Genomic DNA, 19,632 nt, shown 5'->3' with positions numbered 1-19,632 from the left:
CGAGCTCTTTAAACCTGCCGTATTCTCTAAGTAATTTTATTGGTTCTGATGCTGATTGTAATATACTCGTAAATGCAGTTAAGAGAAATCCAAAGATAATACTTAAAGAAGTAAGCATTGCAGTAAGAAACACTGTATTATTAATAGACTCGAACATTCTCTGTATATATGGTGTAGATTCATAACTGTATAAGAAGACAGAAATCACAAAACATGCTAAGTAAGGCCAGCAACGCTCAAATATTAAGCAGGCTTGATTTTTATTTGATGGCTTATTTTTCATTTTTCTATACTGTTTGTTAATCAACTTATCTTAGATGTGAGTATACCCAAGCAACAAGTCCTAAATATACACTTTATTTTGGATATTCTCTGTAAAATTAGTTTTATTCTAATATTTATTGAGTTTTTTATTTTGACTTCAGATATTTTCACCTTATTACCAACTCAATACTCAATCGGCTTGTATGCAAAGAAGTCGGCTTATTCAGCCGCCTTCTTTTTATTCTTCTTCATTTTCTGCCCAAGTTCCTTCATGTGCCTTTCTATCGACGTATTTAGCACTTTTGCGTATATTTGAGTAGTCTTGATATTAGTATGCCCCAACATACGCGAAACAACTTCCAAAGGAACATCATTTGCAAGCGTTATAGTAGTTGCGAATGTATGCCTAGCAAGGTGAGATGTAAGCGTCTTGTTTATCCCGCAAAACGCGCCTAACGTTTTTAAATGGGTATTGTATCTCTGTAGAGAAATTGCAGGCAACTCGTTATTGTACTTTTTAAGAATCTTCAAAGCAGGCTCTAAGAGCATTACATAGAAGCTTGTATTTGTTTTCTGCCTATGGGCTTCTATAAAATAGTTTCCTCCACTACTCACTACATCCTTCTCATAATTGAAGTTCTCAATATCAGAATAAGCCATTCCGGTATAACAGCCAAATAAAAACAAGTCCCGTATTTTATCCATTTGCGAATTCAGACTCTTAGACTGTATCTTTTGAATCTCATCCATATTTAGAAATTCTCGGCTTTTGCTTTTCCCGGCCTGAACTGTGAATTTGTCGTATGGATTCTCTTTTATATAACCACGCTCGCACGCTTCACGAACATACGGCTTTAAACGCTTGTGGATATTAAATATAGTAGCCTGACACTTCTTTACTCCATCGGTACGAATATGATCATCGAAGGCTTTTATCATGGTTGGAGTCAAGTCTTTAAAAGATTGTATCTTACCAAACGTAACTAACATATTATACGTAACGAGGTGTTGCCTCTTTGTCGATTCTGTTAACGGACGTTTAGCGATCATATCAAACATAAAGTCAAGGAATGAGCCATTATTGTCGAGCCCCTTATAATAGACATCGAATTTATCAAGGCTAAACTCCTCACCTTCTTCTTGCATTTTAAGCATGATCTTTCGAACCTTGCTTAACGTCGTTTCTAGCTGCGTATTTAATTCAATACTATCAATACGATTAACTACGTGCTTTTTATCATCCCATTCATTAGAAAACAATCTAATACCTGTAGGGACATCTCTTCTTTTTCTCTGAAATGAAACTTCTAAATATACAGAAGCTAATCTCTCTAAACTCGCCACATTTCGGCGATCAAATACGAATTTTAAATTTGGGTATTTCATGCAACGCATTTTTTTGTGATGTGCAATGCATTTGCAATGCAAAGATGTATATTTGGTGTGATTATATGTGATTCGCTGTGGCTAAACACAAAACGTTCAAATCCCATAAAACGCTGATTTTCAGGCTATTTTGATGTAAGTGGCTGATATACAGCACAAAAAAAGCAGCCCATAAGACTGCTTTTCGTGATTCCGAAGCGATTCAATACTGCTAATAACATAAAACCACATAAAGCATATAACCGCTGTAAATCAGGCGATTATAGAAATAAGCCTATTGCATAAGTGCGGACAAGATTTCATAAGATTGCAACTTTGCGGACAAAATATTTGTTTTTTGTCCGCACTCTATCTACATTTGTAGATACCTTATAAAGATTAAAGCATGGCAAAAATAGACATTACTATTTCATCATTAGTAAATGAGAACGGTAAAAGTGAGCTTCTATTACGAGTGAACGTGAATAGAAACGTTAGGCTAAGAGTTAAGTCCGGTATTTACGTATATCCTAATAGATTTAAGAACGGAGCAATTGCATTGCCACGTGCTGAAGACGGAAAAGGAACACGCAAAGAAATGCTAGAAGCAAGCAACACTTTATCAAATTTGACCGTTTCAATAATAAATTTCTGTGAGGCACATACAGACTTAAGCAAAGATGATTTAACCCTCTTCATAGATAAATTTCATAATCCTGAGAAATATGCCAAAGTGGATGAGGAACAAGAACCATTATGTGAGATGTTTCAACGCTATGTTAATGGCTGGTTAGATACAGGCATTATAGGTACTGGCAGAAAAAAACACTATGATGTAGTTATCCGCGAGTTAACACGGTTCTTTATTATCAATGGCATGGATGGATGTTCCGTTAAGGATTTTAATAAAGATATTATTTTAAAATTTCGTGAGTTCCTGCGTACAGAGTATAAACTGGTTGATAAATATCCAGCCCTGTACCTTGATATGAATAATAGAAATAAACCATCTAAAGAAAGAAGCCAAAACACAATTGCTGAAAAACTTCTACTCCTGCAAGCATTCATGGTTGAACTCGAAAGTAACGATATTATCCCTGTATCTCCATTCCGCAAAATAGGAAAAGAGAAAGAGGCTATAATGAAGCAGCAATACGATGAGCCTATCTTCCTGACCAAAGCAGAATTTAATACGCTATTAGAAAAGGAATGCCCAGAGTCGCTACAACGGGTGAAAGATCTATTCATCGTACAATGCTGTTTTGGTTGCCGTGTCGGTGATTTTAGACGGTTCACTTTTGATAATATTGGCATTGAAGAAGGAATACCATATATTCACTATTTGCCTCAAAAAACACATAGAGACGGATTGATTCGCACAGAAGTTAAAACTCCTATTATCTCCATTGCGTACGATATTATAATGAAGTATAAGGGCGAATTATCAAACAATGCCCTACTCCCCTATTATCCAGATGGCAACGGAGAAACCGGATATAATTACCAAATTAAAAAGCTACTTGAATTTTACGAGATAAACCGGAAAGTTGCAATATTTAATACGACATTGGGCATTAATGAGTATCAGTTTGTCTATGAGGTTGCAAGTAGTAAGCTTGCCCGCAAAACTCATGTAGATCTAATGAATAAAGTGCAGATTGATAAATATGCAGCCGGCCTTCATAAGCGTGGAAGTAGTGCAGTTGACAGATATACACAATTGGGTCTCAAAGAGAAATATATTCTCATGTGTGCCGCTTTCGGATGTGAGCCGACATTATGATGATGAAAGAATATGATAATAAGGCAGATTACACGACGGACTCCATGTTGATATGGGGAGAGCGTAAAATGGAGAGATATGTAAAGGAATTACAAGGGCAAACTTTAGCTTGCCTGAGTAAGTATGTAATTGTTAGATCTGGAATCGAGGCTATTGATCAAATACGAAAATATATACTTTGAATCTCCGCAATACAGGAAAACCATATTAACAACATTCTATGTAACAAATTAGTTACAAAAATCGAATCTTTATTTCTTCTTCTTTACCTTTCTCGGTTTTCTATAACTAACAGCTGCATATCTTAGCACATCGGACGCATTACAAAACCACTTACCGTTCTGCACCTTCGTCGGTTTCTCAGCCCGTATCTTTCCTTCACCAACCAGCTTAAAAAGTCTGCCCCTACCTCCAACAATGCTAGCTGCTTCACGTTGGCCAAACGTTTTGCTGTTCATCACAGTGTATATAACAGCCAACTTATCATCTGAAGTCATTCTAAAATCTGTCATGATAGTATAAGTTTAATATCAACCAGTCTTAATTTAATGTGGAATAAACATGGGGAGTTCCCAGAAAAGAATAAGTACTCAATCACATGCAAACAAAACTTACATATTAATAAACATGTTTCATCTCATTTAAATACAATAACGATATTTATCAAGCCCAATATAACCCTCACTTAATCAAGTCACGGTCTTTATATATTATAAAAAAGCGACTATATCGCTTTAGTTTTCTTTATTTCAACAGCACTAACAGGAACCTTCATAACTTCTGTTAGGGTTTCTGTATCAGGTTTAAATGTTTCAACTGTAATTGTTTTATGATGCATGCTAATATCTCCAACAGTCTTAGTCTCTCCTAACGGAATAGTAAATCTATTATATGAAATCGATCTACTCAGAATTTTTTCGTAGATCATAGCCAATAAGTCATTTTCAATTTGATTCCCATTATAATCAAAACAAATTAATCGGCCATCAGCTTTAAGAAAAACAAACTGATTAGTTACAGATAACACTTCAATTGTTTTATTTGAAAACTCAAAAAGATTAGTATTTTCAATATTAAAGCATTTAATAAAAGATCTTTCTGAATGATTATTAGAAAATATAAACCACGCTGTTTTAGGTCTGACCCATTTCACAACAAAGATATTTCTAGATGCCCAAATCTCAGTTACACCAAAGTGGCTATCAGCTTCTTCAGGAGCAAGTTTAATAGAAAAATTATCCCTATCTATATTTTCAAGATTAGTCTTAATATATATATTTACCAATTCGCGAGGTACAAAACCATCCAAAGCTCCAAATTTATTCATAATATCCCAATATTGCTCAATCGCATTAGTGTACTTCTCCTCACTCACAAGAATCTTTACATATGCAAGTTGCGCTAGAATATTAAACTGATCAACAGCAATTGCCTTAATGATACACTCTCTATATTTAGAGATATTACCTTCTCTCTCATAAAGCAAAGCTTCCCGATAACCAGCATTTATCAATGAATCGAGTTGACTACTAATTGCTTTAATATCACTTGAAATATTTTCAAGAAGTTCCGTCGATATATTCAATGAAATATTGACAGATTCTATTTTAACAAGATCTGAAATAAAAGCCATACAAATATCATTTATTATTTAATAACAATCAAACAGCATTTATTCTTATGGAAACCTAAAGTTTAACATTTCACAACTCACACAAATAAAAAGGCACCACATACTTAATGTCATTGCATCAGGCATTAAGAGCGGATACAAAGAACGGTTCCGCTTTCCCGTTGCATTACACCTGAAAGGCTGTGAGTACATTAATACATCACACGGGGGTCAGAACCGTATATATACAGAAGAAACGGACGTGTATACGCCCGTAGCAACTTTAGCAAGTTACCTCGCCTTTCAGAATGTAATGCAATGCAAATATGGGGAAATTATAGGAGATTAACAAGAAAAGCGTGATTCCATTAAATTTCACGCACATACATGAATGATAGAAATACTTATTATATTTTTTTCTTGACACCAGTTTTTAAGAACTCTTCTATTAAATTATAAAAATAAGAATCGAAATAAACTACCATTGAATCTCCAATATGTTTTTTTTGAAGGCAAACAATCATTGATCTACTATTATTTATAGAAATAGTAAAAGGGTCTGAATTTCCGTAACCTGAATACTGACTAGACAGCAATTGGCTGTATAACAAACTATCCATCTTTACTATGCGTACATATTTATCAGTCGGATCTCTTGGAGCGCCAAAGGTAGCTAAAGCAAGTTTCAGATTCCTCTCAGAAAGCCCCAAAAACAACAACCAAATTAAATCAGTATACTGTCTTTGCTCTTCTTCATATTTCTGCCTTTCATTCATTTTTATCTCTCTAACTATACGTTTTTTCTTTAAGAATCCAAATAAATAAATGACAAACTCAATTATCAGGAAAGACAACAAACCAGCTAGAGCTAAAGCCCAGTAGTCTTTGGTGAATAGGATTGCACATAATGTTACAAAAACACCAGAACCTACAACAGAATGAATACGCAATTTTTCTATGATAACTTTCAACCAACTCCAATCCATAATTCGAGATATTATTTAAAACCGTGCATAGATGCAGGTAAGAACACCTAACACTGGAAACATCTATTTTACAAATTTATGTGTCAATTTCCTTTCGAAGTACATTCTAGTATCTATCATATCTTTGAACTATACTTTTTAATTTTTCTTCACTAAAAATATAAATTTCATTTTCATCACCACATATTTCTTCATCTTCAAGAGCTTCTTCAAAATATTGTCTTGCTTCTTCGTAGTAAGAGATTGTAAGTCTTTTGGAAAAATCCACAAATTCTCTAAAATAAGAAACCTGACATCCAATTTTGTTATTTCTGTCATGCAAGAATCCTAAATCAAGCAAGAAAACATATATTGATGAGCATTTTGAAGAAAATGTTCCAAATCAATATCACTCTGGTATTCGCTTTGGCCCTATTTATAACACCCTTTTCTTGTATGTTTTAAGGGAGATGCATGCGAGACATGAACTATTCTAAACCCACGAGCAAAACCTCTCCCTTTTTCATCAACCACACTTTCCCATTCCACATATCCTTCTTCGGGAGAATTAATCACTTGACCTCACTCATCACAAACAAACTGTTTTAATGGTTTTAACATAATAATAGATTTAAAATTCGATTCAAAGATAGATATATTTATTTGATAAATTATTTCAATGGTATCTGAATTTTCAAAAATTATATATTGCTTCTAGTTGGCTATATATCTCCGAAAACTGTCTTTTATGTATAATTTCACCTAAATATCGTGGGAAAAGGGATGCAACTAAAACCAAATTCATCGGTTTAATAAAGAAATTTTATTGCGTATCTCTATCATGAAATCTTGTTCTTTTTGCAGCACATCTAAAACTTCTTCTTTCAGAACTTCCACAGTGCTTCAGCATTCTGTCTTTCTACTGTGGACTAATTCAAGCTGTTTTGCATCCATCTCTTTTGGAATTTTAGTGGTTTACGGGAATAGTCCCATCCAAAATTACAGACTAAGTATGCCATATATTGACGATTGGCGACAGGGTGTCCGCAGGTGTACCAGCTTATCCGCAGAAGTCTATGTGAAGTGATTGCTTCGGCTTAAATTGTCGCAACACTGTTGCTACAATTTCATGTTACATATTGAAACTACACTTAGAATCGTAAAACTCTCAGCAGTGATGAGAGAAATTTGCCAAACAAAAAACTCTCGCCACTGGCAAGAGAATTAGCCTGAATAAATCTCACATAATATTTTCGGCATAATAATCGTTATGTATTTGCATATAAAAACATAATAGATTAACTTTGCAGAAAAGTAGAGGTTATGGCTTCATTTAGAAGAGAAATATTGCAGCAGATTGAGCGGATAGATACGGGGCGTATATTTACGTTCCGGGATTTGTCGTTTCCCAACGACAAGCTGGCAAATGTAGCTGTACTACTGTCAGAGCAGAACAAGAAAGGAGTACTGGTGCGAGTTGAAAAAGGAGCGTATTTTCGTCCCCGCAAGTCTGCTTTGGGATTAGGTTCATTACCCGTATATCAAGATGAACAGTTCCGATACATTACCCAAAAGTTGGATGGTTATATTACCGGAGCATACATCTACAATAAGATGGGCTTAACAGAACAAGTGGCAACCACCATTACCGTAGCTACACCTAAACCAGTACGTCGCTTCCGATTCAAAAACTTGGATATTGAATGTGTAAAAGCCTACTCTATGGCTCATCTCAATGAAAACAACATTCCATATCTACGGGTACTTGATGCCGTAAAAGATATAAAACACATACCCGGAAGCACCGAACAAGATATATACGAACGCATTAAGAATCAATATTTCAAAGGTTTTTCAACGACAGAACTTATAAAAGTAGTATCTTTGACAAAGGATTATCCACCTCGTGTGCGAAAGATTGTGGCGGATATGCTGGGCGAGATTGGACAACAAGACTTACAGCGTGAAATTTCCGGTACAATACTGTCCACAACACGGTTTAATCTGAATTATAAAATGGCTTAAATATATGGCTTTACATTCGGACAAGGAGATATTTAAAGAGTTAATTGCATTGGCAGCAGACCATTTCGGTTACGAACAATCACATATTGAAAAAGATTATTGGGTATGTAAAATACTCAAAGAGATTGCTTTGTCTGAATACAAGGAAAAAGTATTTTTCAAAGGTGGGACATCTTTATCAAAAGCCTATGGAGTGATTGAACGTTTTTCGGAGGATTTGGACTTGTTTGTTTTCACAGGAGATACGACAGCCTCCAAACAAGCGGAAAAAACACTGAACAAGAAACTCTCCAAATTCGTCATAGAACAGAATGCCGATATATATCGTGAAGAGTTGTCGGAAACAGGTGGAAACTTCCGTAAATTGTTCTTTTCTTATGAGAATGTTTTTCAAGGTGTAGGGTTAAAGGAGAATTTAGAGGTTGAAATAAAGTCCTGCGATTTATCGGATAAGGAACAAATGTATTACCCTGCTGACAGTCGTACCATCAAACCAATTATTACAACTTTTCTTGAAAATATTGAACGGAAAGATTTAATTCAAGAATATGGACTGGAGGGATTCGATGTCCAATGTATTAATCCAAGAAAAACCATTTGTGATAAGATTTCACGACTTGTCAAATTGTCCTATAATGAAGATACTGTAAACTTACTGGCAAAGCACATTCGTGATATTTACGATTTATGCCAGTTACTACACACTCCTGAATATCAAGAATATTTGCACTCGGACGAATTTTTGGAAGCGATGTACCGGGTTACGGTCGAAGATGGACTGAACAAAAATTCCAAGTCGCACCTTTCGTTGGCGGATGCACCCATTTTCAAATCAGCAAAAGAGATGATGGCAAAACCGGAAATTATGACGGCATACACCTCCGATTTAAAAAAATTGGCTTTTGACAAACAAAAAATGCCACCGATAGAAAAAGCTATTGAAGCAATGGTGCGTCTGCATACAAGATTAATAGATTTTGAAAACTTTAGAATAAATAAAATATGAGAAGCAAAGTAACCACAAGCGATAAAAGCATTGATAATGCTGGAATCCCATCAGATTATAAGTTGGCTATTGCTGAATATATTTGGAATAGTTTTGATGCTAAGGCATCTAATGTTGATATTCATTTTGATGCTAACGAGTTAGGATATATTTCTCATTTCATAATATCGGACAATGGGGATGGTATAAACCTATCTACGATTGCTTCGACATTTGGTGCATTTCTTGATTCTCAAAAACAACAATCATATCAAAGGACTTCTGACGTTAGAGGAAAAAAAGGGAAAGGGCGTTTCTCTTTCATTAATTTTTGCTCTAAAGCTATTTGGAAAACAAGATATAAAGCAGAAGACAATTCGATTATTCAATATGAAATTACAATAGGGGCTGGAGATAAAGACCATTACGAAACTAATAACAATCAAAAAATAACATCTGGAGCAACTGGAACAGATGTGTATTTTCATGATTTAAAAGATTTTTCAGCAAACCACTTCTATGTTCCTGCTTTTAGTGAGTTTCTTGCACAAGAATTTGGATGGTTTTTATATCTAAATAAACAAAAAGGTTATTCATTAACCATGAATGGTGTTGAAATTGACTATGAATATTTGATTGCAGAGTCAGAAACAATACCTATCACTATATCTGATTATGATTTTGAAATATCATATATTAGATGGGAAAAGAATATCGGAGATAAATTCTACTATTACTATTTGAAAAGTGATAAGTTTGAACTTGGCAAGGAACTGACATCATTTAATAACAACGCTATAAACTTCTTCCATAGCCTATACATCATCTCTGAATATTTTGACAATTTCGCTTTTGAAGAAAAACCCCATCCAAGATTAGATGGTGTCAAGAATCAGTCTGATGATATATACAAAATACTCAAAAAGAAGCTCCTATCTCTATTGAAAGAAAGAGAGAAAAGATTTGTAAAAGAGGGTGCTGCAAATAAACTACTATCTGATTATGAGCAAAATGGCATACTGCCCGCATTTAGAGATAATAAATACGACCAAGAGCGAAAACAAGATTTACTAAATGTAATAAAAGAGATATATTGCATACAGCCTAAAATCTTTAAGGGCTTAAAAAAAGAGCAGTCACAAACTTGTGTCGGATTTCTAAATCTTCTCTTGGATACAGATGAAAGAGAAAATATACTTTCAATATTAGGTAGTATTGTTGACATTTCAACCGAAGAGAGAGTGCAGTTAGCTCAAACATTACGAACCACATCATTAAGTCGCATATTGCGGACAATAAAGATGATAAGAAACAGATGTGATGTTGTAGAGCAATTAAGGAATCTCGTTTTTGACCTTAAAAAATTCTCTACTGAACGAGAACATATTCAATTAGCAGTAGAAGATAATTATTGGCTTTTTGGAGAACAGTTTCATTTAGTTTCTGCTGATGAAACATTTGAAAAAGCCCTGTCCAATTATTTACATGTGTTGGATGGCGAAAAAAAGAAAGTGAAAATCGATTCTCCTGAACGGAATAGACGACCGGATATTTTTATGTGTCGAAAACACAAAGTGGCAGATGCATCAGACCATTCAAATATGTTAGAAGAAAATGTTATCGTTGAGTTAAAACGCCCTACTGTTACTATTGGGAAAGAACAATTTCGACAAATTGAAGATTATGTGGATTTAATAAAAGGAGAAGATGGATTCAACAGTCAATTGCGGTCGTGGAAATTTTTTGTTGTAAGCAATAAAGTTGATGATTATGTAAAAGACCAATATAAGGCGTTTCAAGATAAAAACAAACGATTCTTAGTCCATATAAAAGACCAATTTGAGATTTACGCAATGACTTGGGATGATGTATTTATGCTTTTTGAAATAAAGCATCGTTTCCTGTTGGATAAATTAGATTTCGACAAAAAAACAATTGAAGAAGAGATGAAATTGTGTGCCAATAATCGTCAAGCTGCGAATAATATAGTAAATAATATTAGAAAAATAGAAACAATTTAAATATGAATTTTACAGATATAAGAGAACGCCTTACAGGAATTAGTTGTCCGATTTTTGGCATATCGTGGAATCCAACGGAAACAGAGCGAACAAAGGCAAACAAAATTATTCGTTTTTTAGAAGACAGGAGAGTTTTATACAATCCTTACGAACAAGAATGTCTCGACCATTGTGTACATTCAATCATTGAAATCAGACATTATTTGACAGATAAAATGCAGGACATTCCATCTGATACGCAGCTCTATGGATATGTTAGTGCAATGCGAAAAGCATCTCGAAAATTTGTAAATCAATTTCCAAATAAAGATAAAGAAGTTCGATTCTATATAAATAACCACGATTGTATAAGTAGTTGGAAATTTAACTCTGCCTTAGGTGAATTAAGAGGTGTTTTCGGAATTATGATAGCACAAATGGCTGTTGCTTACGGAATTGATATTGAGGAAGAATTGGCTTCAATTTTTCCATCACGAGAAGAGTAAAGCATGATAAATTCATGTAACTGATGGTTGCAAAAACACCCAAATGTAAACGAGATACCCAGTCCTCCTGCTATCAATTGGAGAATTGGGTATTTTGATTTAATCCTCTTCCTTAATCAAATGCTGTAAATCCGGGTCGTTCTTGATACGGGTAATTTCGCCCTCGACAATTTGGCGGACTTCTTGCCGAATACGGTCGTAATTAGCTTGTATCTCGTCCTGCATACGGTCGTTGCCCTTCTCGTCCCTAAAATCTAGGATTTTTGACAGCTTCTTATAATTGGCAATTTCCCGTTTTGCATTCTCATTATACATAGTCTTTTTAAAGGTAAAAGATATAAGCAAAAAACAAAAAAATCCCCGCTTCTCTTTCAGCGAGACTTGTTACATTTGTTAATGTCCGTAGCACTTTCTACCATACTACAGTTTCTTTATTAAGCCTAACAAACGACTCATCCAGTTAGTCCGCTTATTCATCCAAACAAAAAGATAGATAATGTCTGCAATCCAAGCAATACCACCAGTCCAAATCAAAGTAGTTTGCCACCAATTCAGCTTCTTCTCAACAGGCACAGGTGATTGATCTTGCTTAATAAGCATCTCAACACGCTTTCTTAAACTATCTATAGCGTGCGTAATTCGTTGGTACTGCAACACTGAATTATCATTGAATTGCTCAGTACCCTTTGATTGAGAAGACGCTTTACCAGTTGTTTCAGATGTCGATGTAGGATACTGTTTACCGGTAGAGTCAGGAGCGGACCAGTTTGTTTCGAGCTTACTGAAATCAAAGGAGAAGTTATTCATCCACTCTTTCATCCATTTCACATCACGCGAAACCGTTAGGCTAGTGCTATCGCTACTAACCTTTACTTCCTTTGTGTTTTCAGTGCCTTCAATCTGCGTATCTGTCTGCACTACAGGATTAGAGCTTCGACACGAACAGCATACAAGCATGATGGTCGTATAAACCCCTAACAGTGCCAAAGAGAATGGCTTGCGGAAATCGGGAACATGCCCGATCGTTTTTGCTTTCAAGCAGTATAGCACTACAACGAGTGCTATTACTGTATATATTATCCACGCTATCATAACAATTCCCAACCTTTTCTAACATCTTCCATCACAGCCGGCACTCCATTTTCAACCTGACTAATTGCAGCTGCAAAAGCACACATAGTAACCTTATCGTGAACATCAGGCACATAGGTAGACGGAACTTGCATTTCTCTACACACACGGGTGACATAACCAGATGTATTATTCTCATTTTCAGGTGCCCAACGTTTGATGAAGTCAGCTATCGTTTTGCACCCCCATTTATTGCGGTAATTCTGTAGCGTCCGAATTAGCGCCCTATAACCGTATGGCATACTGGTAAACTGGAAGAAAGACTTATCTGTCTGCTTCTCTCTTAACCCCTGCCATTTATCTTTCGTTATCCGGATATTGCCCGGATTGTTATTTCTTAGTCCTCTTGCTGTCATTTTACTTCCTCCTTTACATTATCCTTATTAATAAACTCTACCACTGCTTTAGCGATCTCGGCCGGATCAGACTTTGCTTTTGCGAATTCAGCCACTAATTTAGCAGCCTGCTCGTACTCAATCTTAATCTTATCCTCTGCTTTTTCGTATATGGATTTAACCTCAATAACACCGATGAATATTGAGCCTAATGCGGTAAGCACTGGTAACATCGGTATTCCGTAACCATAGTAATTATCCAGAATGTAAATTACTGCCATCTGTATGCAGTCAATAATCGTAATAGCAAAAAGCATATTGAAATATCTGGCTATCTTATCTACCGTTTTCTTTAGCCCATAGGAGCTTTTCATTTCTCCCCGCTGTTTTGCTTTACGAAGTCCACTCCAGAGGTCGCTGAAAATAAGCAGCAGGTCACTCACATAGAATGCCAGTATAACCCATAGTGCTATTATAATAGAATCTAATCCTTTCATTTTCTTCAGTTTATTATTTGGTTACTTCACTTGTCAATCCCGCTTTCACCTCTGCAAGCACTGTCTCAAAGACAGTAACATGAGGCGCAACATCGATATCTTGAGGAAACGAAAACTGCTTGTTGCCTGACTCATTAAACATGAGTCCAACATATTGTTCAGGCTCCGTCTCACTCGCTTTCTTATAGACATTACAGTGCAGTCTTAACAGCTTATCGCCATCAGTGCTGTAATTCACTTTGTAGACAAACCCGCCGCTTTCGGCTGAGCCGGTTACTGTGATACTTCTTGATTCTTCTGTAAACATGATCTTTTATTTTTTAGGGTTAATTGAATCTAATTTGTCATTCACAGCCTTTTTCACAAATGCAAAAAACTGACCGATTTCAAGATACTTTCGTATGATTTCCGCTTTCGGCTCGTCAACTTCTACTTCTCCTTTTTTATAGAGTTCCTGTGCGAACTCCAACTCTCCCAAATCAGGGGTGTTTTTGTAGATCGTATTGCCTAACTCTTTACTAATATCAAGGTTACTTTCCTTCCCCTCGATGTCTTTTACTGCAATTTTTCTAAAGTCAAATTTCATAATCATTAATTTATCCATTCATATTGTTCCAAGTCCAGTAATAGCCGTTATACACAAGTATTCCCAGACCACCTCGATTCAATTGTACACTTGTAGACTTTTCACTATACCAGTCTCCATCGTTAATTATATAGCTTCCACTTATCCATATACGTCCACCGCCATTCTTTCTTATGAAATACATTTGACCGAGTTCCGGTACGGGCGGAAGAGTGAGCGTTATGTCACTATTCGATACAGATATGATAATATTATCCATCACGGTCAACGTCTGAGAGGATGAGACTGTACGAACATTTAATCTAAACCCTGAAATAAATCCAGATACAACTTGAAGAGCAATGTTTGAATACGGAGATCGACAACCAGAAGCTGACAGTTTTAGAGCGATAACATTGCCCGTAGGACTGTCTTTTCTGTCATTCTCGATTCTGGCCGTTGTGGCAAATTCAGATATACGATTAGCCACGTTTCCCCCGATACCGACAAAAGTCCCCTGAGTATCATTACGCATGATGATGTACGCATCGTTATTAAAGCCTTCATTCGTTAGGGAGTTGCCCGAAACTTTAAACCCTGCGACTTTAGCACCTGTAGTAACGGTTAATCGCCCAGTGGTTATATCCGTTGCCGCTATCTTAGTGGCAAGCAGATCTGGCGTTAAAATCTTATCGGCTTCCAGAAGAGTAGTTTTGATATATCCACCTTCTATGATTGTAGTGCCAAGCTTTGCCTTTTCTACCAGACTATCGTAAGCAAGACTCCCAAGTGAATTCCTTAATGTGGTTAGCCCACCTCCGGCCGCATTAGCACTATCCAACGCACTAGTAGCTGTCGATTGAGCCGTATTTATTTTAGTCTGTGCATCGCTTGCTAAAGACGAAAAAGTAACTAACCCGGTAAGAGCTATTGTTTTAGAGCCTATCGTTATGCCGCCCGATGTTATATTAAAACTAGATACAATCTCTGATACAGCCCCCGATTTTGCGTTGTTTGCCTTCGTAGTGGCATCGGTAGCCGCTGCATTAATCGCCTCATTTTTTGCCGTTGTAATGGTAGATGATACCGTTAAAATGATGGCATCAGACGTTATCTTTTGCTCTGCAGAAGAAACACGGGTATTCAACGAATTAAAATCAGTCTGTGAAACCTTTGAAGATATAGAATTATTGAGGACTGACAATTGCGAACTAAACTCCGTTTTAGTCGTAAAAGTGCTATTGGCATAACTCTTCGCGTTACTCTCCGCTGCATTGGCTTTTGTCTGAGCATCGTTGGAAGCCTCTGTACGTGTAGGTACATCATCCACATCCGTCACATCAAACACGGTAGCATAACAAACATGCCATATCAGAGGAGCTGATGCGGTGGGAGTCGAACCGCCGGACAGATAGAAGAAATTTGTAGATGAGAATGAGCCCGTAGAACCACATATTACTTTAAATGCGTACTCCTCCCATTTGCCTGTACCGATGTGATTAGTCAGCCAATATCTTGAACCTCCGTCACCTGTAGCATTAGATGCGAACTCAATGCTACACCCCGATGGTATATTTGCGACAAACCGAACGACAAGCACTTGATTTGCTTTCGTGGGAGTACCAAAATAGAAACCTCCCCAACCGGGGCTTGCTGCTCCCGTAGTAGTAACTTTAAGGCAATAGCCTGAACCGTTTGGATTGCCGGATATACCAGATACACGAGCATGAGTAACCGTACCATTGCCGGTATTGTTATAGACGTAGATACCATTTAAACCCGATACAAATGTCGGATCACGATATAGCATCTTACCCTTGCTCATAGCCATAGCCAATTCAGCCGCATTTGTGGCCTGAACTGTTTTCGTTGTCACCTCAGTAACCTGCAAAGTGATATTACCAGCCGTTTGGTTTATCTCACTCTGTTTTGTAGTAACGGAGGTCAGGATATTAGCGGCATTAGCGGCCGATGTTGCAGCATTTGTCGCCGAAGTTGCTGCTGCGCTGGCAGAACCGGAAGCAGCAGTAGCTTTTGTAGTAGCCGTTGAAGCGCTGTTAGCGGCCTCTGTAGCCTTTGTTGTTGCAGTCCCTGCCGCTGTTGATGCGGTCGTAGCCGAATTTGCAGCATTTGTTGCACTAGTAACCGCCTGTGCTGTTTTAGTATTGACTTCACTAACCTTCAACGTTATACTATCAGCCGTCTGATCAATGCTTGACTTCTTCTCAGTTACCTCCGTTAATATATTGGCAGCGGTGGTCGCTGATCCGGCAGCAGCTGTGGCGCTATTCGCTGCGTTTGTTGCAGAAGTAGCAGCGGCCGAAGCCTTGCTTGATGCTGTAGATGCCGAACCCGAGGCATTTGTTTCGCTCGTTTTGGCATTGCTGGCTGAGGTAGCGGCTTCGCTGGCTTTACTTGTGACAGTAGCAACCTTAGTCGTTACATCTTTTACTTGCAAGGTGATATAACTCGCTGTCTGATTGATACTACTCTCTTTAGTACTAACCTGCGATAAGATTGTGGCTGCATCATCCGCTGCATCTTGTGCGGCTGTAGCACTTCCGGCGGCTGCATTGGCAGAATTTGAAGCTGCTGTGGCTTTGGTTGTAGCTGTAGAAGCCGAGCCAGCCGCTTCGCTTGCCTTAGTACTAGCCGTAGAAGCGGAACCTGAAGCGGACGCTGCGTATCCGGATGCTTGTGTGGCTGCCGTGGTAGCCGCCTGCACTTTTGTACTGATTTGCCCCTCACGAATCTCAAAGTTTGTCTCTACCGTGGTAATCTTACCATCGGTATAAGCATTCGATTCAGATTGAGCATCCGATATAGCATCTTCGACTAATTTGCCGGAAGATTCCAAAGCAAATGAACCTCTTAAACGTACACCTTTTCCATAGAAGTTTATCGTTTCATCCAATGCACCGAATACATCATCTACAATACCTGCACAATTTCCTGAACGACATACCAACTTGCCTTCTAGCGAATACGAGTTAATCCCTGCGTAATCATCACGATATGGAGCATTGACACCTACAGCACAATCAATCTGTGCACTCTGCCTATCCGTATTAGTACGATTACCTAATACAGCCACATTGTCCCCAACTTCAGGGGTTGCACTTCCGACTTCACAATCTGTTTTAGAGAGATTGAAATAACCCGCTCCGGCAGAAGTAACCTTGCGCCAATAACGTTTTATGCTGGTACCCGTGAATGTCTGGCATAACACCTGATCATCAAGAAGAAAATCATCGGTAGAATCATGCTCACACTTCCAATAACTCCCACCATCTGTAACCTTGACTAGCTTTCCACCAGCAGCGGAACGGATTACCATACCGCCCTGATGTACCACTTTCTGTACTACCAGTTCGAAGATGGTAAATATCTTACGAACAGTCAGTTTATCAAACTCACCGCACCAATCTCCGTTTGCATCCTTCCATATTTTGAAACCTGAACCTAGAAAACCGGAAACAAAGGATTCGGAAGTTAAGTACTCCCGAATGATCCCGTGCATAATATCGGCCGTATTATCTACAGTCAGGTTATAAGTCTTAGCAAGTGCTTGCACTACCAAATCAAGCGTAGTAGCCTTATTCAACACCTCTAGGTCGGTTATTTGAGCGAGGAACTTGATTACAAGATTCTGAAATTCGGCACCCGCATGAGTTATAACACTCCATTTGTTTGCTGTACCCCTCTCATAGATTACAAAGCCGTTTTCGTCCATCGCAAAGGCCAAAGTACCATCTACATAAGCAGAGTATAAAGCCGCTCCGGAAGGTAGCCTAATACCTCCTTTTGCCTCAATGAGTCCCTGCGAGATCAGACCCTCAATAAAAGTAATAACCTTAGCAGCTGTATCGGGATTAGTTTTGCTTATTGAACGCTGCAATATTTCATTAATCGTTCGTAAAGCTGACATCACATTGTTATTAGATGCTATAGTGGAATCATTGGTGCGTATAATATAAATTCCGCTTCCCCCTGATCCTGTATACGTCTGACTTTTATAGGTTATAGTTTCCAGCTTCTCTTCAATATCCCCAATTCTGGAATAAGCAGCTGTTTCGCCAACTGTATATATCGGGCTGTCGGTTGGAATATCAAGGTTATACTCAAAACCTATAATCCTTGATAAGCGTCCATTCTCAAAATAGCCAGGATTGATAAGATTCACTCTATCGCCAGCTTCATACAAAGTGCCCCCTGACATCATCTTATTGTCGTATGTGGACGGATCTATCTTTGTCTTTGCGACATAAGCCTCTGTTCTTTCTTTAAGCTCCTGTTCGGCAGCAGGTAGGTATTGGTCAGAAACGAATGCAGTATCAAAACCGCTCAACACAAACGTATCACCGTTTGCAGGTTTCAGGGTATCATTGGGAAGATTGACTCCATAATCTGAGTTTCTCACTATCTCCCAAATCTGTGCTTCAGGATTCCAAGCGTTATCTTTCTTTTCGGGCTTACCGTCAGGGTTGAATGTTACCCCGAATTCCAGACCGTTAAGAAGTCCTGATTCAAATTTGATTTTCAGGTCTTGCCCTGATATTACATAGTCTTTTGAGAAGTTGATACTGTCTTTGAACCGGTATGCATTCCAAACCTCACTTGTGGTTGTTCCGTCTTCGTTCTCTGTCTTATCGGTGTACTGTTTAGTTGTAACACCCGACATGGTGCCTACGCGTCTGGGATAAATATCATCGAATACTACAACATCTTCTACCGCTTCTTCCTCTGCCATGTTCTCGTAAGCATCCACATAAGAAGTACCAACGGGAAGCATAAGCCTTTTCTGCACTACACCTGCGACAATCATACTATCATCAGTCGGCCTGTAGTTAGTAGGGATATTTCTGGTAGAACCGAACGCAATTATCCTTGTAGAGTATTCCGTCTGACTGTCAGACCTCTTCATGGTATCAACATTGACACCTAACTCGAAATCTACCGGATCCCCGAATTCACATCTCCCGAAATGAATAATGTTATCCGTCACCCAACATTCACAGCCTGCACTATTCGCCATTTGGAAACAGGCGTCCAGTATGTTGATGTTGTCATAAGTCATTAAAAACGGTTTGTTCTCCACCGTGGAGTCAATAGAGAAAGTAAAGTTTACCCCTCTGTACTTATATCCGAGTGCGGACAGGTTGCGTAATACTATCCCGGCATGTACATCCAGTGTTGCGGTTAAACTGAATGAAGTCTCTTTAGCTGCGTTTTCAGGGGAATATTTTAGTTTCTTATTCTTCCACTTCCAGTAATACGCGTCTAGTCTCAGCTCGTAATCATAAGCTGCCGTTGACTGATTATAATTTGGCTTATACAAATCTACGAGTTCAAACAACCCGAAGTCTGTATCAACCCAATAGCCTAGTTTAAAATAGATCGGATCATCCAACGAGAATTTCAACGTTACATAATCTTCTTTTTGCAGCGTGAACTTTCTCTTTGAACCCTCATTTATTGGAGTGGAAAGAATTATATTACCTTGTATGTCTTTAATGTCTACCATAACACACCAAAGTTCGGAGATAAAAAAAGGAAGCCCAATTTCTATGGACTTCCAAAGCGAACAATGTAGAAAAGG

16 protein-coding genes and 1 pseudogene are annotated in these 19,632 nt (G+C 37.8%); 5 read left to right on the top strand and 12 right to left on the bottom strand.

Annotation, left to right across the window (positions count from 1 at the left end; translation table 11 throughout):
* Positions 1-483: 483 nt before the first annotated feature.
* Positions 484-1,650: a site-specific integrase gene (locus tag ACKPCE_RS10425; RefSeq protein WP_319505129.1), complete on the bottom strand. Its 1,167-nt coding sequence runs from the start codon at positions 1,648-1,650 to the stop codon at positions 484-486.
* Positions 1,651-2,035: 385 nt separating this feature from the next.
* Between ACKPCE_RS10425 and ACKPCE_RS10420 the strand changes: the two genes are divergently transcribed.
* On the top strand, positions 2,036-3,412 hold the full coding sequence (locus ACKPCE_RS10420) for a phage integrase SAM-like domain-containing protein (protein WP_319505128.1): 1,377 nt from the start codon (positions 2,036-2,038) through the stop codon (positions 3,410-3,412).
* A 251-nt stretch (positions 3,413-3,663) separates the two neighbouring features.
* On the opposite strand, the gene ACKPCE_RS10415 is transcribed toward ACKPCE_RS10420, so the two are convergent.
* The 4 genes from ACKPCE_RS10415 to ACKPCE_RS10400 all read right to left on the bottom strand — a co-directional run bounded on the left by ACKPCE_RS10415 (position 3,664) and on the right by ACKPCE_RS10400 (position 6,350).
* Positions 3,664-3,924: a hypothetical protein gene (locus ACKPCE_RS10415; RefSeq protein ID WP_277639916.1), complete on the bottom strand. Its 261-nt coding sequence runs from the start codon at positions 3,922-3,924 to the stop codon at positions 3,664-3,666.
* 212 nt (positions 3,925-4,136) lie between these two features.
* The gene (locus ACKPCE_RS10410) at positions 4,137-5,045 is read right to left on the bottom strand and encodes a tetratricopeptide repeat protein (protein WP_319505127.1); all 909 of its coding nucleotides are present in this window, start codon (positions 5,043-5,045) and stop codon (positions 4,137-4,139) included.
* 386 nt (positions 5,046-5,431) lie between these two features.
* A complete protein-coding gene (locus tag ACKPCE_RS10405) occupies positions 5,432-6,010 on the bottom strand; it encodes a hypothetical protein (RefSeq protein WP_319505126.1) in 579 nt (192 codons plus the stop codon).
* Between the two features lie 106 nt (positions 6,011-6,116).
* Entirely contained in the window at positions 6,117-6,350 is a 234-nt protein-coding gene (locus tag ACKPCE_RS10400) for a hypothetical protein (RefSeq protein WP_319505125.1), read from the bottom strand.
* A 962-nt stretch (positions 6,351-7,312) separates the two neighbouring features.
* Here ACKPCE_RS10400 and ACKPCE_RS10395 point away from each other — a divergent pair.
* From ACKPCE_RS10395 to ACKPCE_RS10380, 4 genes are read left to right on the top strand one after another with little or no spacing between them, the layout of a single operon-like run.
* Entirely contained in the window at positions 7,313-8,014 is a 702-nt protein-coding gene (locus ACKPCE_RS10395; RefSeq protein WP_319505124.1) for a DUF6088 family protein, read from the top strand.
* 4 nt (positions 8,015-8,018) lie between these two features.
* Positions 8,019-9,020, top strand: a complete 1,002-nt coding sequence (locus ACKPCE_RS10390) for a nucleotidyl transferase AbiEii/AbiGii toxin family protein (RefSeq protein WP_319505123.1) — start codon at positions 8,019-8,021, stop codon at positions 9,018-9,020.
* Entirely contained in the window at positions 9,017-11,020 is a 2,004-nt protein-coding gene (locus ACKPCE_RS10385; RefSeq protein WP_319505122.1) for an ATP-binding protein, read from the top strand. Before ACKPCE_RS10390 ends, ACKPCE_RS10385 begins: the two co-directional genes overlap by 4 nt.
* 2 nt (positions 11,021-11,022) lie before the next feature.
* The gene (locus tag ACKPCE_RS10380) at positions 11,023-11,505 is read left to right on the top strand and encodes a DUF6650 family protein (protein WP_319505121.1); all 483 of its coding nucleotides are present in this window, start codon (positions 11,023-11,025) and stop codon (positions 11,503-11,505) included.
* 99 nt (positions 11,506-11,604) lie between these two features.
* On the opposite strand, the pseudogene ACKPCE_RS10375 reads toward ACKPCE_RS10380, so the two are convergent.
* From ACKPCE_RS10375 to ACKPCE_RS10345, 7 genes and pseudogenes are all read right to left on the bottom strand, one after another.
* Positions 11,605-11,814 (bottom strand): annotated as a pseudogene (locus tag ACKPCE_RS10375) (conjugal transfer protein TraG); the annotation flags it as partial.
* Positions 11,815-11,925: 111 nt separating this feature from the next.
* Complete coding sequence (locus ACKPCE_RS10370; RefSeq protein WP_319505120.1) at positions 11,926-12,597, bottom strand: hypothetical protein; 672 nt, start codon at positions 12,595-12,597, stop codon at positions 11,926-11,928.
* A complete protein-coding gene (locus ACKPCE_RS10365; protein ID WP_319505119.1) occupies positions 12,594-12,992 on the bottom strand; it encodes a structural protein P5 in 399 nt (132 codons plus the stop codon). Before ACKPCE_RS10365 ends, ACKPCE_RS10370 begins: the two co-directional genes overlap by 4 nt.
* The gene (locus ACKPCE_RS10360; protein WP_319505118.1) at positions 12,989-13,468 is read right to left on the bottom strand and encodes a phage holin family protein; all 480 of its coding nucleotides are present in this window, start codon (positions 13,466-13,468) and stop codon (positions 12,989-12,991) included. The genes ACKPCE_RS10365 and ACKPCE_RS10360 overlap by 4 nt, the downstream gene beginning before the upstream one ends.
* 13 nt (positions 13,469-13,481) lie before the next feature.
* The gene (locus ACKPCE_RS10355) at positions 13,482-13,775 is read right to left on the bottom strand and encodes a hypothetical protein (RefSeq protein WP_319505117.1); all 294 of its coding nucleotides are present in this window, start codon (positions 13,773-13,775) and stop codon (positions 13,482-13,484) included.
* A 6-nt stretch (positions 13,776-13,781) separates the two neighbouring features.
* On the bottom strand, positions 13,782-14,054 hold the full coding sequence (locus ACKPCE_RS10350) for a hypothetical protein (RefSeq protein ID WP_319505116.1): 273 nt from the start codon (positions 14,052-14,054) through the stop codon (positions 13,782-13,784).
* 10 nt (positions 14,055-14,064) lie between these two features.
* Positions 14,065-19,557 carry a hypothetical protein gene (locus ACKPCE_RS10345; protein WP_319505115.1) on the bottom strand — a complete coding sequence of 1,831 codons (5,493 nt, stop codon included), beginning with the start codon at positions 19,555-19,557 and terminating at the stop codon, positions 14,065-14,067.
* Between the last annotated feature and the right edge of the window lie 75 nt (positions 19,558-19,632).

The organism is Bacteroides graminisolvens, assembly GCF_963666085.1.
Classification (GTDB): Bacteria; Bacteroidota; Bacteroidia; order Bacteroidales; family Bacteroidaceae; genus Bacteroides; species Bacteroides graminisolvens.
Note: the sequence above shows the minus strand (reverse complement) of the source record. Positions and strands in the feature narration are given on the sequence as shown.

Excerpts from the sequence above, each read along its gene's own strand:
- ACKPCE_RS10425 (WP_319505129.1), bottom strand. The coding sequence starts at position 1,650 with ATGAAATACCCAAATTTAAAATTCGTATTTGATCGCCGAAATGTGGCG.
- ACKPCE_RS10420 (WP_319505128.1), top strand. The coding sequence starts at position 2,036 with ATGGCAAAAATAGACATTACTATTTCATCATTAGTAAATGAGAACGGT.
- ACKPCE_RS10415 (WP_277639916.1), bottom strand. The coding sequence starts at position 3,924 with ATGACAGATTTTAGAATGACTTCAGATGATAAGTTGGCTGTTATATAC.
- ACKPCE_RS10410 (WP_319505127.1), bottom strand. The coding sequence starts at position 5,045 with ATGGCTTTTATTTCAGATCTTGTTAAAATAGAATCTGTCAATATTTCA.
- ACKPCE_RS10405 (WP_319505126.1), bottom strand. The coding sequence starts at position 6,010 with ATGGATTGGAGTTGGTTGAAAGTTATCATAGAAAAATTGCGTATTCAT.
- ACKPCE_RS10395 (WP_319505124.1), top strand. The coding sequence starts at position 7,313 with ATGGCTTCATTTAGAAGAGAAATATTGCAGCAGATTGAGCGGATAGAT.
- ACKPCE_RS10390 (WP_319505123.1), top strand. The coding sequence starts at position 8,019 with ATGGCTTTACATTCGGACAAGGAGATATTTAAAGAGTTAATTGCATTG.
- ACKPCE_RS10385 (WP_319505122.1), top strand. The coding sequence starts at position 9,017 with ATGAGAAGCAAAGTAACCACAAGCGATAAAAGCATTGATAATGCTGGA.
- ACKPCE_RS10380 (WP_319505121.1), top strand. The coding sequence starts at position 11,023 with ATGAATTTTACAGATATAAGAGAACGCCTTACAGGAATTAGTTGTCCG.
- ACKPCE_RS10370 (WP_319505120.1), bottom strand. The coding sequence starts at position 12,597 with ATGATAGCGTGGATAATATATACAGTAATAGCACTCGTTGTAGTGCTA.
- ACKPCE_RS10365 (WP_319505119.1), bottom strand. The coding sequence starts at position 12,992 with ATGACAGCAAGAGGACTAAGAAATAACAATCCGGGCAATATCCGGATA.
- ACKPCE_RS10360 (WP_319505118.1), bottom strand. The coding sequence starts at position 13,468 with ATGAAAGGATTAGATTCTATTATAATAGCACTATGGGTTATACTGGCA.
- ACKPCE_RS10355 (WP_319505117.1), bottom strand. The coding sequence starts at position 13,775 with ATGTTTACAGAAGAATCAAGAAGTATCACAGTAACCGGCTCAGCCGAA.
- ACKPCE_RS10350 (WP_319505116.1), bottom strand. The coding sequence starts at position 14,054 with ATGAAATTTGACTTTAGAAAAATTGCAGTAAAAGACATCGAGGGGAAG.
- ACKPCE_RS10345 (WP_319505115.1), bottom strand. The coding sequence starts at position 19,557 with ATGGTAGACATTAAAGACATACAAGGTAATATAATTCTTTCCACTCCA.